Here is a 16,206-nt window from a genome sequence, read left to right on the forward strand (position 1 = left end):
TGTCTTCCGGGCGGCTGGAAAACCGAGGAGATGGAAGTGAAGCTATTCAAGAAGATGTTTGGCGCCGGCGTCCTGAGCGCCCTCATGTTTTCTGCGCCGTCGCACGCGTTGAACATGGACGTCGGGCATACGCTCACGACGGACAGCCCTTTTCACGTGGGAGCGCAGAAATTCGCCGAAGTGCTGAAGGCGAAATCGAACGGGAAGATCACGATTTCCGTGTTCCCGCATTCGCAGCTGGGCGGCGAACTGACCATGATCCAGGGCGCGGTAGCGGGTGCTACCGACCTGGTCATCACGGGCCAGCCGACACTGAATGGCATCGTCAAGGAATTCCTGGTCTTTGATTCGCCGTTCCTGTTCGACAGCGTCGAGCAGGCCAATCAGATCCTCAACGGGCCGGCCGGCGACAAATTCATGGAAGTCCTGCCCAAATACGGCCTGGTTGGCTTGGGCTGGTTTTCAGCGATCGAACGCAACGTCTTCGGCAACCGGCCCGTCAATTCGGCCGAAGACCTGAAAGGCATGAAGATCCGCGTCATCCAGTCGCCGGGTTACGTGGAAAGCTACAAGGCCCTGGGGGCGCAAGCCACTCCCATGGCGTACTCGGAGCTGTATCTGGCCCTGCAACAGAAAGTGCTCGATGGCGGCGAGACGACGCCGGACCAGTTCGTCTCGGATAAATTCATCGAAGTCTCCAAGTACTTCAACATGACGCACGTGAACATCCATCCGGCGCTGCTGCTCATGTCCAAGGACCGCTGGGACCGCTTCTCGCCCGCGGAACAGAAAATGATCAAGGAGTCGGCGGACGAGGCCATGGCCTACGCGCGCGACTATTACAAGAAGGTCTACGACGAGGGTATGAAAACGATGCAGGCAAGGGGCGTGTCCATTGTCTATCCCAGCAATCTCGATTCGCTGGTGCAGGCCACGCGGCCGGTCGTGAAAAAGCTCGTCGGCGAAGCCCCCAACGGCCAGGCGCTCTACGACGCCGTGATCGCCGCCAAGCAGAAACAGTAACCGGCGCAAACGACATCGGCCCCGGCGCTTTCATATTCAAGAAAAACTGGACAGATTGATGACACCCTTCAACCAACCCGAAAACCTGCGCGTGCTGATTACCGGAGCGGCCGGCAACATCGGCCTTTGCCTGCGTACTCACTTGCGCGGCCGCTATGCCTTGCTGCGCCTGGCTGACATTGCGCCGCAGGAACCGGCGCAAGCCGGCGAGGAAATCTGCACGATGGACGTCCGGGACATCGAGTCCCTGGAACGCTGCATGGAGGGTATTGATTGCGTCATCCATCTGGCCGGCATACCCGGCGCCGATGTCTGGGAAAAAATCCTGCCGATGAATATCGAGGGCTGCTACAACGTATTCGAGGCGGCTCGGCGCCAGAACGTGCGCCGGGTGGTGTTCGCCAGCTCGAACCACGCTATCGGCTATCACCGCCGGGAAAAATTCCTCGATGACACCGTACAGCCTCGGCCCGACTCGCTGTATGGCGTCTCGAAGGTGTTCGGCGAGGGCCTGGGCCGGATGTATGCCGACAAGTACGGCATGTCTGTCGCCTGCCTGCGGATCGGGACGTTCCGTACGCCCGACCGCCCGAGCGAGGCCCGCCAGCTGTTGACCTGGATCAGCCACCGCGACATGGCGCAACTGGCAGCGCGCTGCGTCGAGCATGCGTCCTACCATTTCACGGTGGTCTACGGGGTGTCGAACAACCTGCGCAACCGCTGGGACAATTCCAACGCGAAATTCCTGGGCTACGCGCCGCAGGACGATTCCGAAGTGTTCGCCCCGGAAATCCTGGCTCAGAACATCCCCGAGGACCCCATCGCGGCTCAGTTCCACGGGGGCTTTTATTGCCCCCTGGAATTCGTCGGGACCACGGACAGGATTTCCTGAAATCAGACCAGGATGATGTCGTATTGTCCGGGAATAAAAGGCTAGGGCCTTTATTCATGCGGGTTAGCGGGGCGTTCTTCTTCTTGGTTCTGCCCCTAGCTACCCACTTAGCTACCCATCTGAGGGGTGCTGGCTTCGTCGGCATCTTCTGACGGGACCATGCGGGCCAGCATAGCATTCACCGATGCGGCGGTGATGCCGACCATCCTGGTGCCGCCGATCTTCCCCTTGACCAGCTCGCCACGATCGCACATCCGGTAGATCGTGGCGACCGACACGCCCAAGGCCTGGGTCGCTTCGTGCACTCGATACAGCAGCTTCGGCGCCGCGGCCGGTGCTTGGTGTTGGGCTGCGTGTGCCATTACTGCTCCTTTGCCATTGCTGCCGCAACGCGAACGATCGCGCGGCGGGTGGCGGCTTCGATGCCGCCGTACTTGCGGGCCTCGCATCCTAGCCACGCATCGCCGGGCCGGCGCGCAGATCTGCCGTACTTGTCAATGTGGATCCAGAGGCGAAGCGTCACGGCCAGGCGCATGGCGTCCCCGTCGTCGATCATCGGGTTCCAGCGGCACGCTTCATCGGGGTGCTGGTCCGCCTTGTGCGCCCACATGTTGTCGTCGTAGTCGACATAGGTCACCAGACCCACCGCCTTGGCAGCCAGTTCCAGCAATTTGCGGTCGTCCATTACTGCTCCTTGTTGTCGGTGGCGTCGATCAGGCGCTGCACGCAGGCCTGGACGGATTCATTGGGCAGCGCCTCGATCATGCAGCGCTGGCCAAAGGTGAGCCCAGCGAGCAAGACGAAAGCCCAGATGGCTGCTGCGGCGACTATGCCCAGCACAGCGCCAATGCAAGCGGCTTTGCTTGGTTCACTCATCCGCGCCTCCGTCGTTGTGGTCGGCGAACAGCGGAAGCGCCTGCAGTTCGGTGCGGAGGCGATCGCATGCTCGCTCAAAGTGGGTCGGATCGATTTCGAACCCGATGAAAGGTAGGCCCAGCCGCGCGGCCGCAATGCCCGTCGTGCCGCTTCCCATGTACGGATCCAGGACAGGGGTACCGGGCGCCAAGCGGCATTGCTTCAGCACCCAATCCATGAGAGCTACGGGTTTCTGGGTCGGGTGCACGCGGAACTGCCCGCGGGATACGTTCTCTTCGCCAGCGCGCACCATGCCTCGCCACTTGTGCGAGAACAGCCGTGCAGGCCCGCGCAGGTTGGTCCAGGCCAGTTCACAGTCGGCTTGGTGGTCGCTGGTGCCGCCGTCGCGCTTGTCCCAGACCAGCCAGCAGGATGCATCAGGGAGCCGGCTGCCGAAGTGGTTGCCGCCGAAGATGACGGCGGTCTGGAACCGCAGCAACGGTACCGGATCGAACGGTCTATCATCGCCGACGATGTTGAAGTCGTAGGCGACGGTGCGGCGCGCCATGTTCCAGCGGTTGCGGGACGTGCCCGTCAGCTTGGCCAGATTGATGCCATAGGGCGGGTCCGTAATCAGGGCGTGCGATGCCGGGAAGTCGTCCAGCAGATCGCGGCAGTCGCCGCAGTACAGCGTCGCGGTACCGATCTGCTCAATGCGCATCCGCGCCTCCGTCGTTGTGCTGCTTGGGGTGGGCCTGGGCGCCAACCATTAAGGAATCTTGAATAGTTGCCGGGACTGCCGGCTGATAGGCGTGGTCGTGGAAGCCGCTGAGGTGCTGCGCGCGGGCGTCGTATGCCGCAGCGTCCTTCGGTGGGCAGATGCCCAGATCGACCAGGGCGGCGTGTAGGGTGTCCCACTGGCGTTCAACGTCCATCGCGGCGACATGCATCGACGCGCTGAGACTGTCGCGGCGTCGCCACATGCCGTCCGTGCTTACGCTGCCGGCGCGGTCGCGCTTGCGCTGGTAGTCAACCTGGGCGGCACGTAGGTGCTTCATTGCGCTGATGGCCGCGTCCAGGCGTTGCAGATCAGGCTTCATCGCTTTGCTCCTTCTGCGTTCCCAATTGCGCGGACAGGGCGGCGCCGGACCAGGGGAGGGAGACATACAGCCTGTAACCGCCGCTTTGGCCTTGTTTCAGCGAAGGGCAATAAACTGCGCGCATCTTCAACCCTGAGTCTTTCATATGAAAATCCTCTGTAGCTTGGCCATCGTGGCCAGTCTGTTGGCTGGCTGTGCCGTTTACACGCCGGATGGCGCCGTGATCGTTGATCCGCATGGCGGCGGTGGTGGCCGCGGCGGGTTCTGTCCGCCGGGGCAGGCCAAGAAGGGCAACTGCTAATCGCATTCTGGGAGGCACGCTACGCATAAGGTGCCTCCCGTTTCTTCTGCGCTCCCGGTTGCGCGGACAGGGCGGCGACCTGGGATTTGAGCTTGCGGATGTTCGCGTGGATGCTGCCCACGTCGGGATCGCCATTTTCATCGGGCGGGAACTCGCGGGCATATGCGATGCGGGCCGCTTCCAGTTGCTGGACGCGCACCGCCTCGCTGGCCTGGGGCGCGGCATAGAGCGGCATTTCGTCAGGCTCCGCGACATGGCCGGCCGGGCGCCAGTACACCCAGGCGTCGCTACCTTCGTCGCGCACGCTCTCCAGCACGTCTTTCTCGATCCAGCGACCGGCTGCGCCTCCCCGGCTACAGGGGCGACGTACTTCGGATTGCGCATCATGCCCTGTTCGATGTCGTGCGGATCATCGATCCATTCCGGCTCGGCTACAGGGGCGCTTGCCAGGGCGGCGCGGGCCATCCAGCCCTTTTTATTTTCAAGTACGTCACGCTGGCTTTCGTTCAGTTCGTACCCTTCGGTTATTCCGTATTCTTTATTGGCCCAGGCTAGAAACGTCTCACGCTCATCGCCCGCCTGCACGCCCTCCGCGCGCAGCTTGGACAGCAGGGCGGATTCGACCGCTCTGGCCAGGGCGCGGTCGTTTTCCGCGCGCATCGTAGTGTTGGACGCCCGCCAGCCGCAGAGGTCATTAATTTCGTCGTCCGTCAGCCCAGGCTGGGCGGCGTTGTTCTCGGTCATGTCATTCCTTGGTGGTGGGCCGGGCGGCACGGCTCCAGCCGCATGCGTGGTGAATGCCCAGCCCCGGCACGTCCGGGTCCGGCTCGTAGCTATCCGGCCATTCAGGTTCGGGCAGCGTCTTGCTCTGCCCCATGTTGGCGCCGGGGATCTTGTAGAAGCAGACGTGCGGCGCCGGGCCGTAGTGGCAACCGTCATTGCAGTCCATCACGCCTCTCCCTGCTGCGGGACCTGGGCGGCGTTTTTCCGATTGGTCATGCTGCCTCCCTTTTGATGTCGCGATACATGCGGTCCACCACCTTCTGCCGGGCGTCCAGCTTTTTGGAGCGCATCAGGTGGTCGTGCATGGCTTTGTCGTAGGGTTCGATCTCGCGCAGTAGACGAAGCCTTTCGTGGATGTCTTTGCTGGCATTGCATTGGATAGCCAAGGCATCCCGCTTTTTGAAATCGGGCTTTTCCGCATCCCAGCGGGCAAGCTCCGCGTCAAAGTCGGCCATCAGCTTCTCGCTAGCAGTCTTCCAGCGTATGTAAAGCAGGTCTCGGCGACTGATGCGCAGGAAGAACCCCTTTTCACGCACGTAGGCGATGATTTCTTCCTTCGTGAACTCGTTGAGGACATCGATGCCGTTTTTCATGCCTCACCCCCTTTGCCCTGCTGGGCGGCAATGGCGGCCAGGCGCAGCCTTTCAATGTCTTCACCCGCCTTCTCGGCCCACTGGCTGCCGTGCTTCAGATAGAAGCCCAGGAGATAGTGGATGACGGTGGCTTGTTCGGCTTCCGCCTTCTTTTTGATTTCGACGCCTGACAGGCGCAGCAGCTGCGCAATCCGGATGCAAGTGAAGTTCGGACGGCCGAGAATGTCGATCAGGTCGGCATTGAGTTCCGGCAGCGCCAGCGCATCGCCAGCAGCGGGCAGCGCGTCAACGAAGCGTTGCAGGACCATGCGCGCTTCCATTGCGTTGACGCCATGGAGGTAGCTGCGCAAGCCGGTTTCGCGGGCGATGTCGAGCACATCGACCTGACAGATTCCGCGCTCGTCCTGCGCATCCCCAGGCGATGAAGGGGCGGATGCGGCAGCGCGGATGGCCGCATTGTCCTTCGCGTTGGCCTCTCCTGCCTCCAGGCCAGCGGCAAACATATCCTGTTCCTTGGCCGTGTTGCCAGTACGCGCCGGGGTGTCGTCCTCCGCGCCGCCGGGGGCAGCGCCGAAAATGGCGATGATTCGATCCAACCCCGCGATCGCGGCATCTCCGGGCGGCAGGAACGCCAGCGCGGCGCGCACCCCTTGCAGTGCATCCTGCAGGTTGAACGCCGGCGCTGGAGCGGTCGTCAGCACGTCGCGGATGGTGGTGTCGAACGTGCCGATCCGTGGCCCGCGTGCGGCAAAGGCGTTGGTCCAGTCCTGGTTGGGGGCGGCGGGGACCAACTTCCAGACGGTGGTGGTGTTCATGCGCGGCCCTCCATGGCGCCCTTGATCAGAGCCTGCTGCATCAGGTCGGTCTGGTCCTCGCGATCGGCCAGCGCCATGACGCGGCGCAGGGCCGGCAGCGTGACGTGCAGGCCTTCCAGGGTGGACTCGTGCACGGGCACGAGGTAGAGCAGAGCGGTGTGCAGGTCACGCAGCGGCTGCAGGGGCAGGTCGCGGCCGTGACGGATGCACCACATCTCGAAATGCCAGATCAGACCCTGGATGGCCGGCGCGGCTTCGTGCCATTGCCCATCGGCGGTATGGATCTGCGGCTGGCCGTCGGCGTTGACCTGCAGCTGGCCGCCGCATTCAATCTGCACGATGACCTGTTCTATCGGGCTCAGGAGCATATGAGCGCCGATGAGCAGAGGAGTCAGGCGCGGCGGCAAGCGACGCTGACGCGCCGGCCGGCGCCCTGCGGTGCGCGCGGCCAGGCGGCGATCCTTTCGGTTGAGGTAGGCATGCATGGCTATCCCCTCAATCCGCCAGCATGTCGGCGTCAACCAACGCGCCGGGCACGCCGTTGCGCATGTCTTGGATGCCGAAATAGACGGCCATGCAGCCGCGCACGTCGGCCATGGCGCTGTGCGCGTTCTCCAGGGGCTTACCGGTGAAGAACTGCACGGCCTCGGCCAGATTGGCCGTCTTGTAGTGCGTGCGACCGGCCGCCAGCATCTTGGCGGTGGGCGGGCACTTGACGATAGGCGTGGCCAGGCGGGCGGTGCACTCCGTGGCTCCGTCCTTCCAGCGCACCAGGTCCTGCTCGAGTTCGCCGGCCCGGTGCTGGGCAATACGGATGATCCGGGCGTCGAATTGTTCGTTGTGGGCGATACGAGGACGCCCGGCCCACAGCTCCAGGAACATCGACAGGGCCAGCGACTCGGGCACGCCGACGGCTGCAGCGTGTTCCGTGGTGATGCCATGGACGGCGGCAACCTCATCCGGGATGACCCAGCCGTCCGGGCGGACGATGACGTCCATGCTGGCGATTTCCTCGCGGGTGTCCATGTCCACCAGTGCCGCCGCCAGCTGGACGATGTGCGGCTGGCCGGGGTGTTCGGACGGCTCTTTGAAGAGCGGCAAGCCGGTGGTTTCGGTGTCGAAGAACAGTTTCAGGTTTTTCATGTCGGGGCTCTCTTTTTTAGGCGGCGGCGCGCAGCTGCGGCCGCTCGGTGGTGCCGTTTTCGATCCAGAAGGTGGTGAACGAATCCGAGGGGGCAGGCGGCGCGGACTTGAGCGTGCCCAGCACCAGGATGGTGTCCATGTGGCCGTCGGCGGCCAGCGCGTCGACCAGGCCCAGCGCGTCGGCGCGGCCGGCCATGTCCAGGCAATCGAAGCGGTCCAGGACGAGCAGGCGCAGGCGGGAGATTTCGGCCAGGGCGGCGCCGATCAGCGCGTCCACGCGCCAGCGCTCGGACTCCGACAGCAGGCGGTACGCGCGGCCGCCCCAGGTGATTCCCATGTCAGCGTCGATAGCCGGGGCGCGCCAGTTCGCCAGATCGGCCAAGCCGGCCAGCTTGTCGTTGACGGGCTGCAGGGCCTCGGCCAGGATTTCGCCCGGGATACCGTCGGGCGACAGGGCGTCGCCAATCGCCAGCCAGTCGTTGATTTCCGTGTGGTAGCGCGTGGCGTTCGCCGTGCGCTCGGTGGCGCTGGTCGCCGCCTGCTTGGCGTTCATCAGGGTCTGGACGCGATCGTCGATCGCCTTGCGTTCGGCGCGCAGTGCGGTCACCTTGGCGCGGGCAGCTTCGACGTCGGCGGGTTGGATTTCCTCCGGTGCGGCCTCGCCTTGCAGCTGGGCTGCAGCCGCTTCGGCAGCAGCGATATCGCGGCGGTCGTTCTCGACGCTGCGCGCCATAAGGTCGCGCGCTTCGATGGCCTTGGGCAGTGCGGCGGAGGCCTCGGCGTCGCGGGTGGCATCCAGCTTGCCGTACTGCGCTTCATAGGCGTCCAGCGCCTTGAGGATTCGCATATCCAGCGGGCCGGGCAGCACCGCGTTCACCTTCTCGTCGTTGTAGGCGTCATCCAGGCAGCGGGCCAGATCGTGTACTACTCCTTCGCGCGGCCCGGTTCCCGCCCTCGCTTGCAGCGCGGCGACGCGCTCGGCCAGCTTGGAGTGCTCTCCTTGGTCGAACTCCAGTTTCTGGCGCAACGCCGGCAGCTGGGCCGCCTTGGCTTGGCGCGCCGCGACCTGGTCGCGTGCGGCGGCATAGGCCACAGCCTTCTGTTCCAGTGCACCCAGAGCCTTGGTGTTCTGCTCCAGTTTGGCGTCGACGCCGGCCAGCGCAGTGCGATCGCCTGCCAGGGCGGCCTGGTCGAACGGCGGAATATCCGCGGCCCAGCCTTCCGCTTTCTGGCTGCCCCACTGTTCGCCCGTCGTAGTCTTCCAGGATCCTTTGGCCTGCGTGGCCTCCTGCTTGGCGTGGTCTGCGCCGGCGGCGAACCCGCTGCGCAGGATCGGTTTGATCTGCGTCACTAGCACGGCGTTGCAACCGCGTTCCAGCAGGCGGCGTTCGATGTCGTCCGGCTTGACCTTCGTGCCCGTCAGGGCGAACAGCAAGGTGCGGCGATCATCAGGCTTGGCCGCGGCGAATCGCTGGGGATCCAGGACAAAGGGCAGGGCGCTGGATTGCGGCACCAGACCTTCGCCCGACTGCGTGCCCTTGGGCAGGCTGATGCCGACAGTGCCCTCGGCCAAGTCCAGCACGATCGCGCCGCCCTTGGCGCCATCGGTGACCAGAGCGCCGTACTCCTTTTTTAGGCCGACGCGCTCCGGCGATCCCAGCATTGCCAGGCGTACCGCCTCGGCGACGCTGGACTTGCCGGCGCCGTTCGCGCCAGCGATGAGCGCCACCGGCGTGCGCAGGTCCAGATCCACGGCGCGCACGCCCTGGAAATTCTCGATAGTGATACGGTTGATTCGCATGACTGCTCCTTAAAGGGGGTAAACCACTTCGCGGGTGCCATCGGGGCGCATGGCGGTGACCAAGCCGAATTGCTCCAGGGATTCAAGGAGCGACGCGGCGCGGTTGTAGCCAATGCGCAAGTGGCGTTGGATGAGAGAAATGGAGGCGCGGCGGTGTTGGATGACGATGCGGCGCGCTTCCGGCAGGAGAGGGTCGACGGGGTGATCGCCGTCTTCGCCGGCGACGAGCGCAGGGCCGGTGGCAGGGCGGAACATGTCGGCCTGGCGATCGTCCACGCATTCACCACCCAGGACGTCGACCAGGTCGGCGATCAGCGGGCGCAGCGTGCTGGCCATCAGGTAGAAATCCGCTTCGAATGTCTCGGCGTCGTTCTTGGCTACGCGCTCCACGTCCTTGTGCAGTGCCTCGCAGGGCATGACGCGCTTTAGGACCAGCTCGTCGTCCAGCACGAAGGAAACCTTGTCGTCCCAGGTGAGGCCCAAGCGCGTGCATTGCATTCCGCTTTGGAGGTGGCGGCGGATTTCGTCGGGCTCCAGCGGACGGTTCACGTACTGAACGGCGCCCGCGCCTGCGCCCGTGGCGCGCAGCTCTGCCGTGGTGTCGATGGTGAAGCCGTCCGGCGCCTCGTCATCGGCCACCCAGCCCGTCATGGCGCCGGCCGCTGCGGTGTTGACGGTCAAACGCTCCAGGACGAAGTGGTCGATGCTCTTGCACAGCAGGCTGATGGCGGTATCGCGCGGGCCGCTGGCGGCGCTATCGATGGCCAGGCGGCCCGCATGCGTGTCGATCCATACCAGCACGTCATCCTGCTGCCGGAAGGCCGCGGGCAGCATTTGCGTGATGACCTGGTCACGGATTTCCTTGCGCTGCTTCTTGCCGGGTTTGAACCCTTGGGATTGCTCGACCTTCGTAGCGACCTCGTGCACCTGCAGCTCGATTGCCTTGGCGGGCATCACGCGAGATTCCTTGCGCAAGCGCAGCAGCAGATGACCCTGAACGGCATGCACCACGCCATACCCCTCATGGACCGGTGCCCAGCCGGTGGACTCAGCCTCCAGGTCCGTGGTGGGCACGAACGGGAAGCGCTCGAGCATGCTTGTCAGCTGCTCGAGGGTCACCACCCACCCGGCGGGCAGGCGGTAGACCGAGAGGTTGCGGAAAAAAACCATTTCGGTCCCCTATGCCTTATTCGGGCGCGGCCATGCGGCGAGCAGGGCGGCCCGTGGGGCGCTGCTGCTGCTGCTGCTGCTGCTGCTGCTGCTGCTGCTGCGCCGTCATGGACAGGCGGCGGGCTTGGTACAGCTCGAGTAGCCGTGCGCGCTCGCCCAGGTCGTCGACGCCGTCGATGGAGTCGCTGGCCAGGTCCAGCACGTCCAGGGTCTTGGCATTAGCGATCTGGTGTTCGACGGCTGCCGGATCCAGTCCGGGATCCTCTGCTCCGGCGCCAGTCTGCTGGGCGCCGGCCGGCTCCGCCTGAGTGGCAGGGGCGGCCGCTGCCGCGCCCTGCGCCGGGTTACCGGCCTCGGCTTGCGCCTTCGCGGGGGAGGTGTCGGGGCTTGCGGCAGGCTCGCGCGCTTCCAGGTCCGTCGTGTCGGCTGGAGGTGCCGCGGATTGGCGGTGTGCGGGATGTGCGGCGGAGCGCAACTCATCCACGTTGACGCTGATGGTGCCGTCCGGGCCTGCGGTCGCCTCGATGATGTCCTGAGCCTCTTCGACCGTCTGCAGGCCCATCAGCAACTCCGGAGCGTAGAGCTTGCCGAAGAACGACGCCGTGCGGTACCGGAGCATGACCTCGTCCATGGTCTGCCATTTGCTGCCGTTCTTCGTGTACCAGCCTTCCAGCACCGCCATTTCGATCGACACGGCGGGTGACTCGATCACCTCTCCGGTTTCCTTCTCGATCGCCCAGGCCACGCACACCTTGTCGTTGATCTTGACCTTCTCGACCTTGGTGTGCCGCTGGTTGTTGTCCCAATAGGTCGACTTGTATTCGACCTCGCGCTCGCCGCGGCTTTCGATGCGAAAGCGCAGGGGCGAAAAACGGCCGCAGCCGTTGATCGCTGCGATGATCCACTGCGACGACCAGGAGGGCCGGCCCTCGACGATGTAGAGGTTCTGCATGACCATCAGCGGGTCGGCACCCATGCGCTGCGCCATGTTCAGCGCGACCACGGAGTTGGCCAGTGCGTTGGGGTTCTCGCGCGATTCCTTGACGTTGCCGTAGCGGTCCAGCTTTTCGATCGTCTGGCGGTAGGCGACGGGCACCAGGGTGCTGCTCGACAGCAGGCGCGCGGCGCGCTGCATGAGTTCGAAGCCTTGGAGGCTGCCGAAGCCAGGCGCCACGATGGGCATCTGCGATTCGGGTGCGGCGCGCAGGCTCTGAACGGTGGTGTTCTGCGTCATGATCAATTTCCTTTTTGCTGAGCGCGGTAGGCGCGGTATTCGGAGGCGGTAGCCATGCCGACCCGCTGGCGTTCTTCGGGCTTGGCGTCCTTGTCGTACTGCTTCACCTGGCTGACCAAGAACAGGGCGGGATCCCAGGCCAGGTGCTGGGTCACGACCGATTTGCCGACCTGGTCGGTGCGCCGGACGAACACGTCGCGGCTGACGGGATGGAGGGACATGCGGGGCTCCTCTGGTTATCGGAAAAGGCAGGAGGACCAGCGCGCGCAGTACTTCTGACTGCAAAGCACACTGGAGGGGTTCGGGGGGAAAAGGCCGGTGCGGAACATGGCGGCCGCGTGCTCGAGCAGGCCGGGCTGGTCGGGCTCGCCGACCATCACGCGCCGGGCGTCGAAAACAGGGCTGACTGCCGTGGCCGCGCTGCCGCTGGTAGACAGGGCGATGATTTGGGAGCCGACCGTACGCACCTTCTTGGTGTGTTCGTACATGAGCTGGTAGGTGCCGGTCTGCGCGGCGCGGCCTTGCGTGACGGCCTTGCCGTCCTGGACGACGCGCGCGCCGGTCTTGACGTCGGGCACGACGATGCCGCCCTCGGTTTCGGCCACGCGGGCGCGGTCCATGGTGCCGGTCAGGCGCACGGTCATGCCGCCGCCGCAATCGATGTCCAGCGGATCGAGCACTGTTTCGACATCGATGTACGTGAACTGTGGGGCGACGTCGGCGCAGTACTTCACCAGGATGGTCAGCGCGATCGCTTCCGCCTTCGCCAGCGTCAGACCATCCTGGGCATGGTCGACCTCATAGGCTGGGTTGCGCAGCTCGTCCACCAGCACGTCGGCGGCTTCGTCGGGCGTGCACGGGTTGCCGTCCAACCGGGCCTGATCGTAGACGGCGGTGCCGGCGTGGACGGCCGTGCCCAGCAGCGCGCGCATGCCGGCGGGCTTCTTCATGCCCAGGATGTGCGTTCCCTCCCAGGCGTGCGCGCAGTCGAATAGGCGGCCCCAGCTGGAGGCCCGCACGGTGAAAACGTTGGGTTGCATGGCGGTCCCCATCAGCGAGCGGCGTGGTGGACGGTGCTGGTTTGCTGCTCCTGCGCGGCGTCCAGGGTCGGGCCAACCACGGCCGTGGCGGCCAGCATCAGTGCGCCGACGGCGAACGCTGCGTAACCGGCCAGGTCCAGATCGCGGCCTGCACGGCGAGCGCGGCGCCAGAGGGTGACGATGCGGCGCGCGCTCATGCGTGCCTCGCATAGTCGGAGTCGGGCACGATCACGACGTCGCCGCGGATCTGGTGGGGAATGCCGCGGGCGTCCTGGTACAGGCGCGTCGCGGCCGGATTGACGGGCAGGCCCTTGCTGATGCCGTCGTCATCGACCAGCATCACGTGCACGCGGTCGGCGAGGCTGACGGTATCCAGCGCGTCGGCACCGATCATCTGGCAGACGTCCTGGATGGCGTGCGGGCCATGCAGCACGGTTTCGGCGCCGTCGGCGCGAATCAGTTTGCGAACGGGCTTCATGCGTGGGCCTCCCGTTCGGCGTCGAGCGCTGCCTGGGCCATCTGCGCCAGTTCGGTGTCGCGGTCCAGGATGCCGGTGGAACCGCCGGCGATCTGCGCGAGCGCGCCGCGAAGCCGGCTGTTCGCCACGCGCAACTGCAGGTTGTTCCTTTGCAGCGCCGAATTCTTCGATTGCATGACGGCTTCGGTCACCATCTTGGGCTGGTCATGCTCGGTCGCGACGTAGGGCCGGCCGTCCAGCGCAGCCTCGGCGCGGCTGGCGATCCAGCGCAGGCGGCGCGTCTGCGACGTGCTGGCGCGCGCCGTGCGCATGATGTGATCCAGCGCGTCGCGCTGGAGGTCGTGGGTGTTCATAGCGGGCGGTTCTCCAAGGTGGCCGCGCCCGTGCGGATCTGCTCGCTCGGCAGGCAGTCGAAGGTGGCGCGGGTTGTCAGCGGGAAGACGTCCAGGACGTCGAGGCACTCGGCCTGGGTGGTGAAGCGCTCGATCACCATGACGGGCTGGCCGTCTTCGCCGGGCGGCAAGAAGGCAAGCAGCACCCAGAGCGTGGCGGCGGTCATGCGGCGCTCCGCGGCGTGCCCAGCCGATAGGTGGCGAGGGCTGCGGCAAGGCTTGCGTGCGCGGTGCTTGCAGCCGCCAGATCCTTGGCCTGGATCGCGCCCTGCAGCTCGGCGATCGCCGTGCTGAGGTCGTCGATCAGCTGCGCCACCTGGGACGCGCTGGACCGCTGGGCCGCTTCGTGCACGTCGACGACGGCACGCTCGGAATACAGGCGGTTGCCGGCCAGGTCTTGCTCGATCGCGAGGACGGCCGCATTCCAGCCCAAGTGGGCCGCGTCGGCCAGGTCGGTAATCTGGGCCTGCAGCACGCTGGCGCGCAGTTGGCCGGGGCGCAGTTCGGGCGCCCGCAGGATCACCGGCAGAGCCGAGAAAGGGAGGGGGGAAACGCTCATTGTTCGCTCCAGGGATCGGTGCGGCGGCGATGCGCCGCGAATGCGTCGATGGCGCGGGCCATGACGAAGGCAAGGGGCAGGAAGAAGAGGGCGGCGTTGATCATTTGCGTGACCTCTGGCGGCGCGACTGGAGCCAGCCGCGGATTTCGAGGTACAGCGAGAGCGCGCCGACGATGAGGAAGCCCATCACGCGGCCTTTCCCTTGTTGCGCAACGACTGCTCGCCGAGGAGGCGGCGCGCACGCGTGACCAGCTCGTCCTTGAATTGCTGAACGCCTTCGGCGCCGTCGCGTTGGTCGAAGTGCCATTTGCTGATGACCGACAGCGCGACGCCGGCCGCCGCCTTCGGGCTCAGATCGCACTGGAGGGTTTCGATCCACCAGTCCAGCTCTTCGCCGAACGCGGCGGCGGTGCGGCCGGCGAACAAGTCGCTCAAGACGCTGAGGATGTCGGCGTCGGTCGGCTCGGGGGCTGAGATGCCTACGATGGGGCGGTTATCGTCGAGCGCGGGGGCGGGCGCCAGAACGGCTAGTGCGAACAACGGCCGAAGCATGTTGATCTCCAATACTTAAAGTAGAAGAATTGGAGACAATTCTACGTAAAGTAGAATTTTAGTCAACAACTAAAAGTAGAACCTATGCTTCGGTCTCTATCGGGGAGGCAGCTAGGAAGTCGGCACGAAAAAAAGCCCCTTGCGGGGCTGCATGGTGATCAGTCGGCGATAAAAGCCGAGGAGTCGCCGGCCGTCGGCGAGAAGTTACCGTTCAGCTGTCGTTGCAGTGAATACTCCATGACAGTGGAATAGATCAAATTGCCGTTCTGGGTAGCCCTGTACTGATGCGGCTTTGGATCATAGGTAACGCTCATGTCCTGAAGGAAGCGCCCACAACGTGAACTGAATGCTCCACCAGTGGCAAACCAAGTTGTGTACACGCCCGATGGAATGCCCTGGAAGGTATACATTTCTCCACGTCGGACGAAGCCGCTAAGCACCGTGCGTCCTTGGGGATCCTTGAGCTTGACGAGTGCATCATGATCAATCGTTGCGTTGATACGTAGCTCATGATCCCCAACCGTGCTCGACCGCTTGAGAATGGTGCCGGATTTTGGACCGGGGCTATCTTCTTGGCACAGCGTCCTCAGAGTGTCGACATCCGGCCCAGGCTGAATATAAATGCCGTTCACATAGCCAAAGCCCGCTTGATGAGAAACCGGCATCCAGCCGTTACTCACGGGCCCCTCGATCGAGACCGTATCGAGAAAGCGTAATCTCGCGACCACGTCGTGGTTGGCGCCAGGTCCAGCGCGGACATTCAGTTCTGGTGCATTTACGCGGCCTCGTGGCAGAAGACTGGTTACCGGAATCGGGGCGGGGGTGGGGGTCACGTTCAACGGCCTGGTCGTGACCGGGACGGCAGCGGCATTCCTCGGTGGCGGACTTGCTTGAGGCAAATTGGCTCCGTGGGGACTGCTGCCTTGGTTGAGGTTCGAAGTCCTCTCATATCCGGCCGATGACGTGGGTGCGCTCGTCCGGGTACCCTCCGAATTCATCAGCGCTACGACAAGGACCAGAATTAGTAGACCGCCACCATACGCCCATAAATTCGACTGACCTGACGGCGTCGTAGCACGAGGAGGAGGTGAGGGATTCGGCGCGGTAGCGGGCTTGTTCGGAGGGGGCGGAGAGGAGGGGGCCTCTCGAACCTTCGCCTGATGATCGGCTTGAGCTTTTGCCCTATCGCGCGCTTCTTGTTGGCCAATCCAAGCATCGTGCGCGGCGCGCCGGGCTGGATCTGACAGCTCCGCGTACGCCTCATTGATGAGCCGCATGGCGTTGGCGGCAGATGGAGAGCCACCGTGCTTGTCGGGGTGGTACTGCTGGGAAAGCGCTCTATAGGCCGCCCGAATGACGAAATCTGGTGCATTGCGAGCAACTTTCAGATTGTCATAGTGCGTGTGGATCTTGGGTCCCATTTCGTTTGAATTATCGGCAAGGCAAGTCGGCTCGCGCCGCGAAATAATAGCTAC

Annotated in this window: 27 protein-coding genes and 1 pseudogene; 3 read left to right on the forward strand and 25 right to left on the reverse strand. The window is 64.5% G+C overall.

The annotated features are described in order from the left end of the window. Positions 1-30: 30 nt before the first annotated feature. Entirely contained in the window at positions 31-1,023 is a 993-nt protein-coding gene (locus IB257_RS24965) for a TRAP transporter substrate-binding protein (RefSeq protein ID WP_119449150.1), read from the forward strand. A gap of 58 nt (positions 1,024-1,081) precedes the next feature. Then, positions 1,082-1,915: an NAD(P)-dependent oxidoreductase gene (locus tag IB257_RS24970; RefSeq protein ID WP_054451190.1), complete on the forward strand. Its 834-nt coding sequence runs from the start codon at positions 1,082-1,084 to the stop codon at positions 1,913-1,915. 107 nt (positions 1,916-2,022) lie between these two features. On the opposite strand, the gene IB257_RS24975 is transcribed toward IB257_RS24970, so the two are convergent. From IB257_RS24975 to IB257_RS31750, 4 genes are read right to left on the reverse strand one after another with little or no spacing between them, the layout of a single operon-like run. Beyond that, positions 2,023-2,277, reverse strand: a complete 255-nt coding sequence (locus tag IB257_RS24975; protein ID WP_192492940.1) for a helix-turn-helix domain-containing protein — start codon at positions 2,275-2,277, stop codon at positions 2,023-2,025. Continuing rightward, positions 2,277-2,600, reverse strand: coding sequence for a hypothetical protein (locus IB257_RS24980; protein ID WP_192492941.1), 324 nt, complete (start codon positions 2,598-2,600; stop codon positions 2,277-2,279). The genes IB257_RS24975 and IB257_RS24980 overlap by 1 nt, the downstream gene beginning before the upstream one ends. Continuing rightward, positions 2,600-2,791, reverse strand: a complete 192-nt coding sequence (locus tag IB257_RS24985; RefSeq protein WP_192492942.1) for a hypothetical protein — start codon at positions 2,789-2,791, stop codon at positions 2,600-2,602. The genes IB257_RS24980 and IB257_RS24985 overlap by 1 nt, the downstream gene beginning before the upstream one ends. After that, complete coding sequence (locus tag IB257_RS31750; RefSeq protein ID WP_192492943.1) at positions 2,784-3,338, reverse strand: DNA methyltransferase; 555 nt, start codon at positions 3,336-3,338, stop codon at positions 2,784-2,786. Before IB257_RS31750 ends, IB257_RS24985 begins: the two co-directional genes overlap by 8 nt. Between IB257_RS31750 and IB257_RS31880 the strand changes: the two genes are divergently transcribed. After that, positions 3,228-3,557 (forward strand): metal-sensing transcriptional repressor, encoded by a 330-nt coding sequence (locus tag IB257_RS31880; protein WP_370540123.1) that lies wholly within the window; start codon positions 3,228-3,230, stop codon positions 3,555-3,557. The two genes, IB257_RS31750 and IB257_RS31880, sit on opposite strands and share 111 nt — an antisense overlap. Here the strand turns inward: IB257_RS31880 and IB257_RS31610 are convergent. The 21 genes and pseudogenes from IB257_RS31610 to IB257_RS31890 all read right to left on the reverse strand — a co-directional run. After that, positions 3,481-3,870, reverse strand: a complete 390-nt coding sequence (locus IB257_RS31610) for a hypothetical protein (RefSeq protein ID WP_225589148.1) — start codon at positions 3,868-3,870, stop codon at positions 3,481-3,483. The two genes, IB257_RS31880 and IB257_RS31610, sit on opposite strands and share 77 nt — an antisense overlap. Further along, the gene (locus IB257_RS25000; protein ID WP_192492945.1) at positions 3,860-4,108 is read right to left on the reverse strand and encodes a hypothetical protein; all 249 of its coding nucleotides are present in this window, start codon (positions 4,106-4,108) and stop codon (positions 3,860-3,862) included. Before IB257_RS25000 ends, IB257_RS31610 begins: the two co-directional genes overlap by 11 nt. A gap of 82 nt (positions 4,109-4,190) precedes the next feature. After that, the gene (locus IB257_RS25005) at positions 4,191-4,487 is read right to left on the reverse strand and encodes a hypothetical protein (protein ID WP_192492946.1); all 297 of its coding nucleotides are present in this window, start codon (positions 4,485-4,487) and stop codon (positions 4,191-4,193) included. 429 nt (positions 4,488-4,916) lie between these two features. Next, positions 4,917-5,120 carry a hypothetical protein gene (locus tag IB257_RS25010; RefSeq protein ID WP_192492947.1) on the reverse strand — a complete coding sequence of 68 codons (204 nt, stop codon included), beginning with the start codon at positions 5,118-5,120 and terminating at the stop codon, positions 4,917-4,919. Positions 5,121-5,166: 46 nt separating this feature from the next. After that, entirely contained in the window at positions 5,167-5,547 is a 381-nt protein-coding gene (locus tag IB257_RS25015) for a hypothetical protein (protein WP_192492948.1), read from the reverse strand. Further along, positions 5,544-6,362, reverse strand: a complete 819-nt coding sequence (locus IB257_RS25020; protein ID WP_192492949.1) for a hypothetical protein — start codon at positions 6,360-6,362, stop codon at positions 5,544-5,546. The genes IB257_RS25015 and IB257_RS25020 overlap by 4 nt, the downstream gene beginning before the upstream one ends. Then, entirely contained in the window at positions 6,359-6,847 is a 489-nt protein-coding gene (locus IB257_RS25025) for a hypothetical protein (protein ID WP_192492950.1), read from the reverse strand. Before IB257_RS25025 ends, IB257_RS25020 begins: the two co-directional genes overlap by 4 nt. 10 nt (positions 6,848-6,857) lie before the next feature. Continuing rightward, positions 6,858-7,505: a 3'-5' exonuclease gene (locus tag IB257_RS25030; protein ID WP_192492951.1), complete on the reverse strand. Its 648-nt coding sequence runs from the start codon at positions 7,503-7,505 to the stop codon at positions 6,858-6,860. A 16-nt stretch (positions 7,506-7,521) separates the two neighbouring features. Further along, positions 7,522-9,306, reverse strand: coding sequence for an AAA family ATPase (locus IB257_RS25035; RefSeq protein WP_192492952.1), 1,785 nt, complete (start codon positions 9,304-9,306; stop codon positions 7,522-7,524). Positions 9,307-9,315: 9 nt separating this feature from the next. Then, positions 9,316-10,476: a recombination-associated protein RdgC gene (gene rdgC / locus IB257_RS25040; protein ID WP_192492953.1), complete on the reverse strand. Its 1,161-nt coding sequence runs from the start codon at positions 10,474-10,476 to the stop codon at positions 9,316-9,318. A gap of 16 nt (positions 10,477-10,492) precedes the next feature. After that, the gene (locus IB257_RS25045) at positions 10,493-11,710 is read right to left on the reverse strand and encodes a hypothetical protein (RefSeq protein ID WP_192492954.1); all 1,218 of its coding nucleotides are present in this window, start codon (positions 11,708-11,710) and stop codon (positions 10,493-10,495) included. A 2-nt stretch (positions 11,711-11,712) separates the two neighbouring features. Further along, on the reverse strand, positions 11,713-11,931 hold the full coding sequence (locus tag IB257_RS25050; protein ID WP_192492955.1) for a hypothetical protein: 219 nt from the start codon (positions 11,929-11,931) through the stop codon (positions 11,713-11,715). A gap of 15 nt (positions 11,932-11,946) precedes the next feature. After that, a complete protein-coding gene (locus IB257_RS25055) occupies positions 11,947-12,750 on the reverse strand; it encodes a PD-(D/E)XK nuclease family protein (RefSeq protein ID WP_192492956.1) in 804 nt (267 codons plus the stop codon). An 11-nt stretch (positions 12,751-12,761) separates the two neighbouring features. Further along, positions 12,762-12,947: a hypothetical protein gene (locus tag IB257_RS25060; RefSeq protein WP_192492957.1), complete on the reverse strand. Its 186-nt coding sequence runs from the start codon at positions 12,945-12,947 to the stop codon at positions 12,762-12,764. Further along, on the reverse strand, positions 12,944-13,228 hold the full coding sequence (locus tag IB257_RS25065; protein WP_192492958.1) for a DUF3846 domain-containing protein: 285 nt from the start codon (positions 13,226-13,228) through the stop codon (positions 12,944-12,946). Before IB257_RS25065 ends, IB257_RS25060 begins: the two co-directional genes overlap by 4 nt. Continuing rightward, positions 13,225-13,581 (reverse strand): hypothetical protein, encoded by a 357-nt coding sequence (locus tag IB257_RS25070; RefSeq protein ID WP_225589150.1) that lies wholly within the window; start codon positions 13,579-13,581, stop codon positions 13,225-13,227. The genes IB257_RS25065 and IB257_RS25070 overlap by 4 nt, the downstream gene beginning before the upstream one ends. Next, positions 13,578-13,787 carry a hypothetical protein gene (locus IB257_RS25075; protein WP_192492959.1) on the reverse strand — a complete coding sequence of 70 codons (210 nt, stop codon included), beginning with the start codon at positions 13,785-13,787 and terminating at the stop codon, positions 13,578-13,580. The genes IB257_RS25070 and IB257_RS25075 overlap by 4 nt, the downstream gene beginning before the upstream one ends. Continuing rightward, positions 13,784-14,179 (reverse strand): hypothetical protein, encoded by a 396-nt coding sequence (locus IB257_RS25080; protein ID WP_192492960.1) that lies wholly within the window; start codon positions 14,177-14,179, stop codon positions 13,784-13,786. The genes IB257_RS25075 and IB257_RS25080 overlap by 4 nt, the downstream gene beginning before the upstream one ends. A 186-nt stretch (positions 14,180-14,365) precedes the next feature. Then, positions 14,366-14,731: a hypothetical protein gene (locus IB257_RS25085; RefSeq protein WP_192492961.1), complete on the reverse strand. Its 366-nt coding sequence runs from the start codon at positions 14,729-14,731 to the stop codon at positions 14,366-14,368. 158 nt (positions 14,732-14,889) lie between these two features. Further along, positions 14,890-15,564, reverse strand: coding sequence for an SH3 domain-containing protein (locus IB257_RS31885; protein ID WP_370540125.1), 675 nt, complete (start codon positions 15,562-15,564; stop codon positions 14,890-14,892). Positions 15,565-15,957: 393 nt separating this feature from the next. After that, positions 15,958-16,152, reverse strand: a pseudogene (locus IB257_RS31890) (J domain-containing protein); the annotation flags it as partial. Positions 16,153-16,206: the final 54 nt, after the last annotated feature.

The organism is Achromobacter sp. ACM03 (assembly GCF_014851665.1).
Classification (GTDB): domain Bacteria; phylum Pseudomonadota; class Gammaproteobacteria; order Burkholderiales; family Burkholderiaceae_B; genus Achromobacter; species Achromobacter aegrifaciens.

Bases quoted from the DNA above. Each gene is read 5' to 3' on its own strand.
- IB257_RS24965 (WP_119449150.1), top strand. From the start codon at position 31: ATGGAAGTGAAGCTATTCAAGAAGATGTTTGGCGCCGGCGTCCTGAGC.
- IB257_RS24970 (WP_054451190.1), top strand. From the start codon at position 1,082: ATGACACCCTTCAACCAACCCGAAAACCTGCGCGTGCTGATTACCGGA.
- IB257_RS24975 (WP_192492940.1), bottom strand. From the start codon at position 2,277: ATGGCACACGCAGCCCAACACCAAGCACCGGCCGCGGCGCCGAAGCTG.
- IB257_RS24980 (WP_192492941.1), bottom strand. From the start codon at position 2,600: ATGGACGACCGCAAATTGCTGGAACTGGCTGCCAAGGCGGTGGGTCTG.
- IB257_RS24985 (WP_192492942.1), bottom strand. From the start codon at position 2,791: ATGAGTGAACCAAGCAAAGCCGCTTGCATTGGCGCTGTGCTGGGCATA.
- IB257_RS31750 (WP_192492943.1), bottom strand. From the start codon at position 3,338: ATGGCGCGCCGCACCGTCGCCTACGACTTCAACATCGTCGGCGATGAT.
- IB257_RS31610 (WP_225589148.1), bottom strand. From the start codon at position 3,870: ATGAAGCCTGATCTGCAACGCCTGGACGCGGCCATCAGCGCAATGAAG.
- IB257_RS25000 (WP_192492945.1), bottom strand. From the start codon at position 4,108: ATGCGGATCAACGATCACGGCGCCATCCGGCGTGTAAACGGCACAGCC.
- IB257_RS25010 (WP_192492947.1), bottom strand. From the start codon at position 5,120: ATGGACTGCAATGACGGTTGCCACTACGGCCCGGCGCCGCACGTCTGC.
- IB257_RS25015 (WP_192492948.1), bottom strand. From the start codon at position 5,547: ATGAAAAACGGCATCGATGTCCTCAACGAGTTCACGAAGGAAGAAATC.
- IB257_RS25020 (WP_192492949.1), bottom strand. From the start codon at position 6,362: ATGAACACCACCACCGTCTGGAAGTTGGTCCCCGCCGCCCCCAACCAG.
- IB257_RS25025 (WP_192492950.1), bottom strand. From the start codon at position 6,847: ATGCATGCCTACCTCAACCGAAAGGATCGCCGCCTGGCCGCGCGCACC.
- IB257_RS25030 (WP_192492951.1), bottom strand. From the start codon at position 7,505: ATGAAAAACCTGAAACTGTTCTTCGACACCGAAACCACCGGCTTGCCG.
- IB257_RS25035 (WP_192492952.1), bottom strand. From the start codon at position 9,306: ATGCGAATCAACCGTATCACTATCGAGAATTTCCAGGGCGTGCGCGCC.
- rdgC (WP_192492953.1), bottom strand. From the start codon at position 10,476: ATGGTTTTTTTCCGCAACCTCTCGGTCTACCGCCTGCCCGCCGGGTGG.
- IB257_RS25045 (WP_192492954.1), bottom strand. From the start codon at position 11,710: ATGACGCAGAACACCACCGTTCAGAGCCTGCGCGCCGCACCCGAATCG.
- IB257_RS25050 (WP_192492955.1), bottom strand. From the start codon at position 11,931: ATGTCCCTCCATCCCGTCAGCCGCGACGTGTTCGTCCGGCGCACCGAC.
- IB257_RS25055 (WP_192492956.1), bottom strand. From the start codon at position 12,750: ATGCAACCCAACGTTTTCACCGTGCGGGCCTCCAGCTGGGGCCGCCTA.
- IB257_RS25060 (WP_192492957.1), bottom strand. From the start codon at position 12,947: ATGAGCGCGCGCCGCATCGTCACCCTCTGGCGCCGCGCTCGCCGTGCA.
- IB257_RS25065 (WP_192492958.1), bottom strand. From the start codon at position 13,228: ATGAAGCCCGTTCGCAAACTGATTCGCGCCGACGGCGCCGAAACCGTG.
- IB257_RS25070 (WP_225589150.1), bottom strand. From the start codon at position 13,581: ATGAACACCCACGACCTCCAGCGCGACGCGCTGGATCACATCATGCGC.
- IB257_RS25075 (WP_192492959.1), bottom strand. From the start codon at position 13,787: ATGACCGCCGCCACGCTCTGGGTGCTGCTTGCCTTCTTGCCGCCCGGC.
- IB257_RS25080 (WP_192492960.1), bottom strand. From the start codon at position 14,179: ATGAGCGTTTCCCCCCTCCCTTTCTCGGCTCTGCCGGTGATCCTGCGG.
- IB257_RS25085 (WP_192492961.1), bottom strand. From the start codon at position 14,731: ATGCTTCGGCCGTTGTTCGCACTAGCCGTTCTGGCGCCCGCCCCCGCG.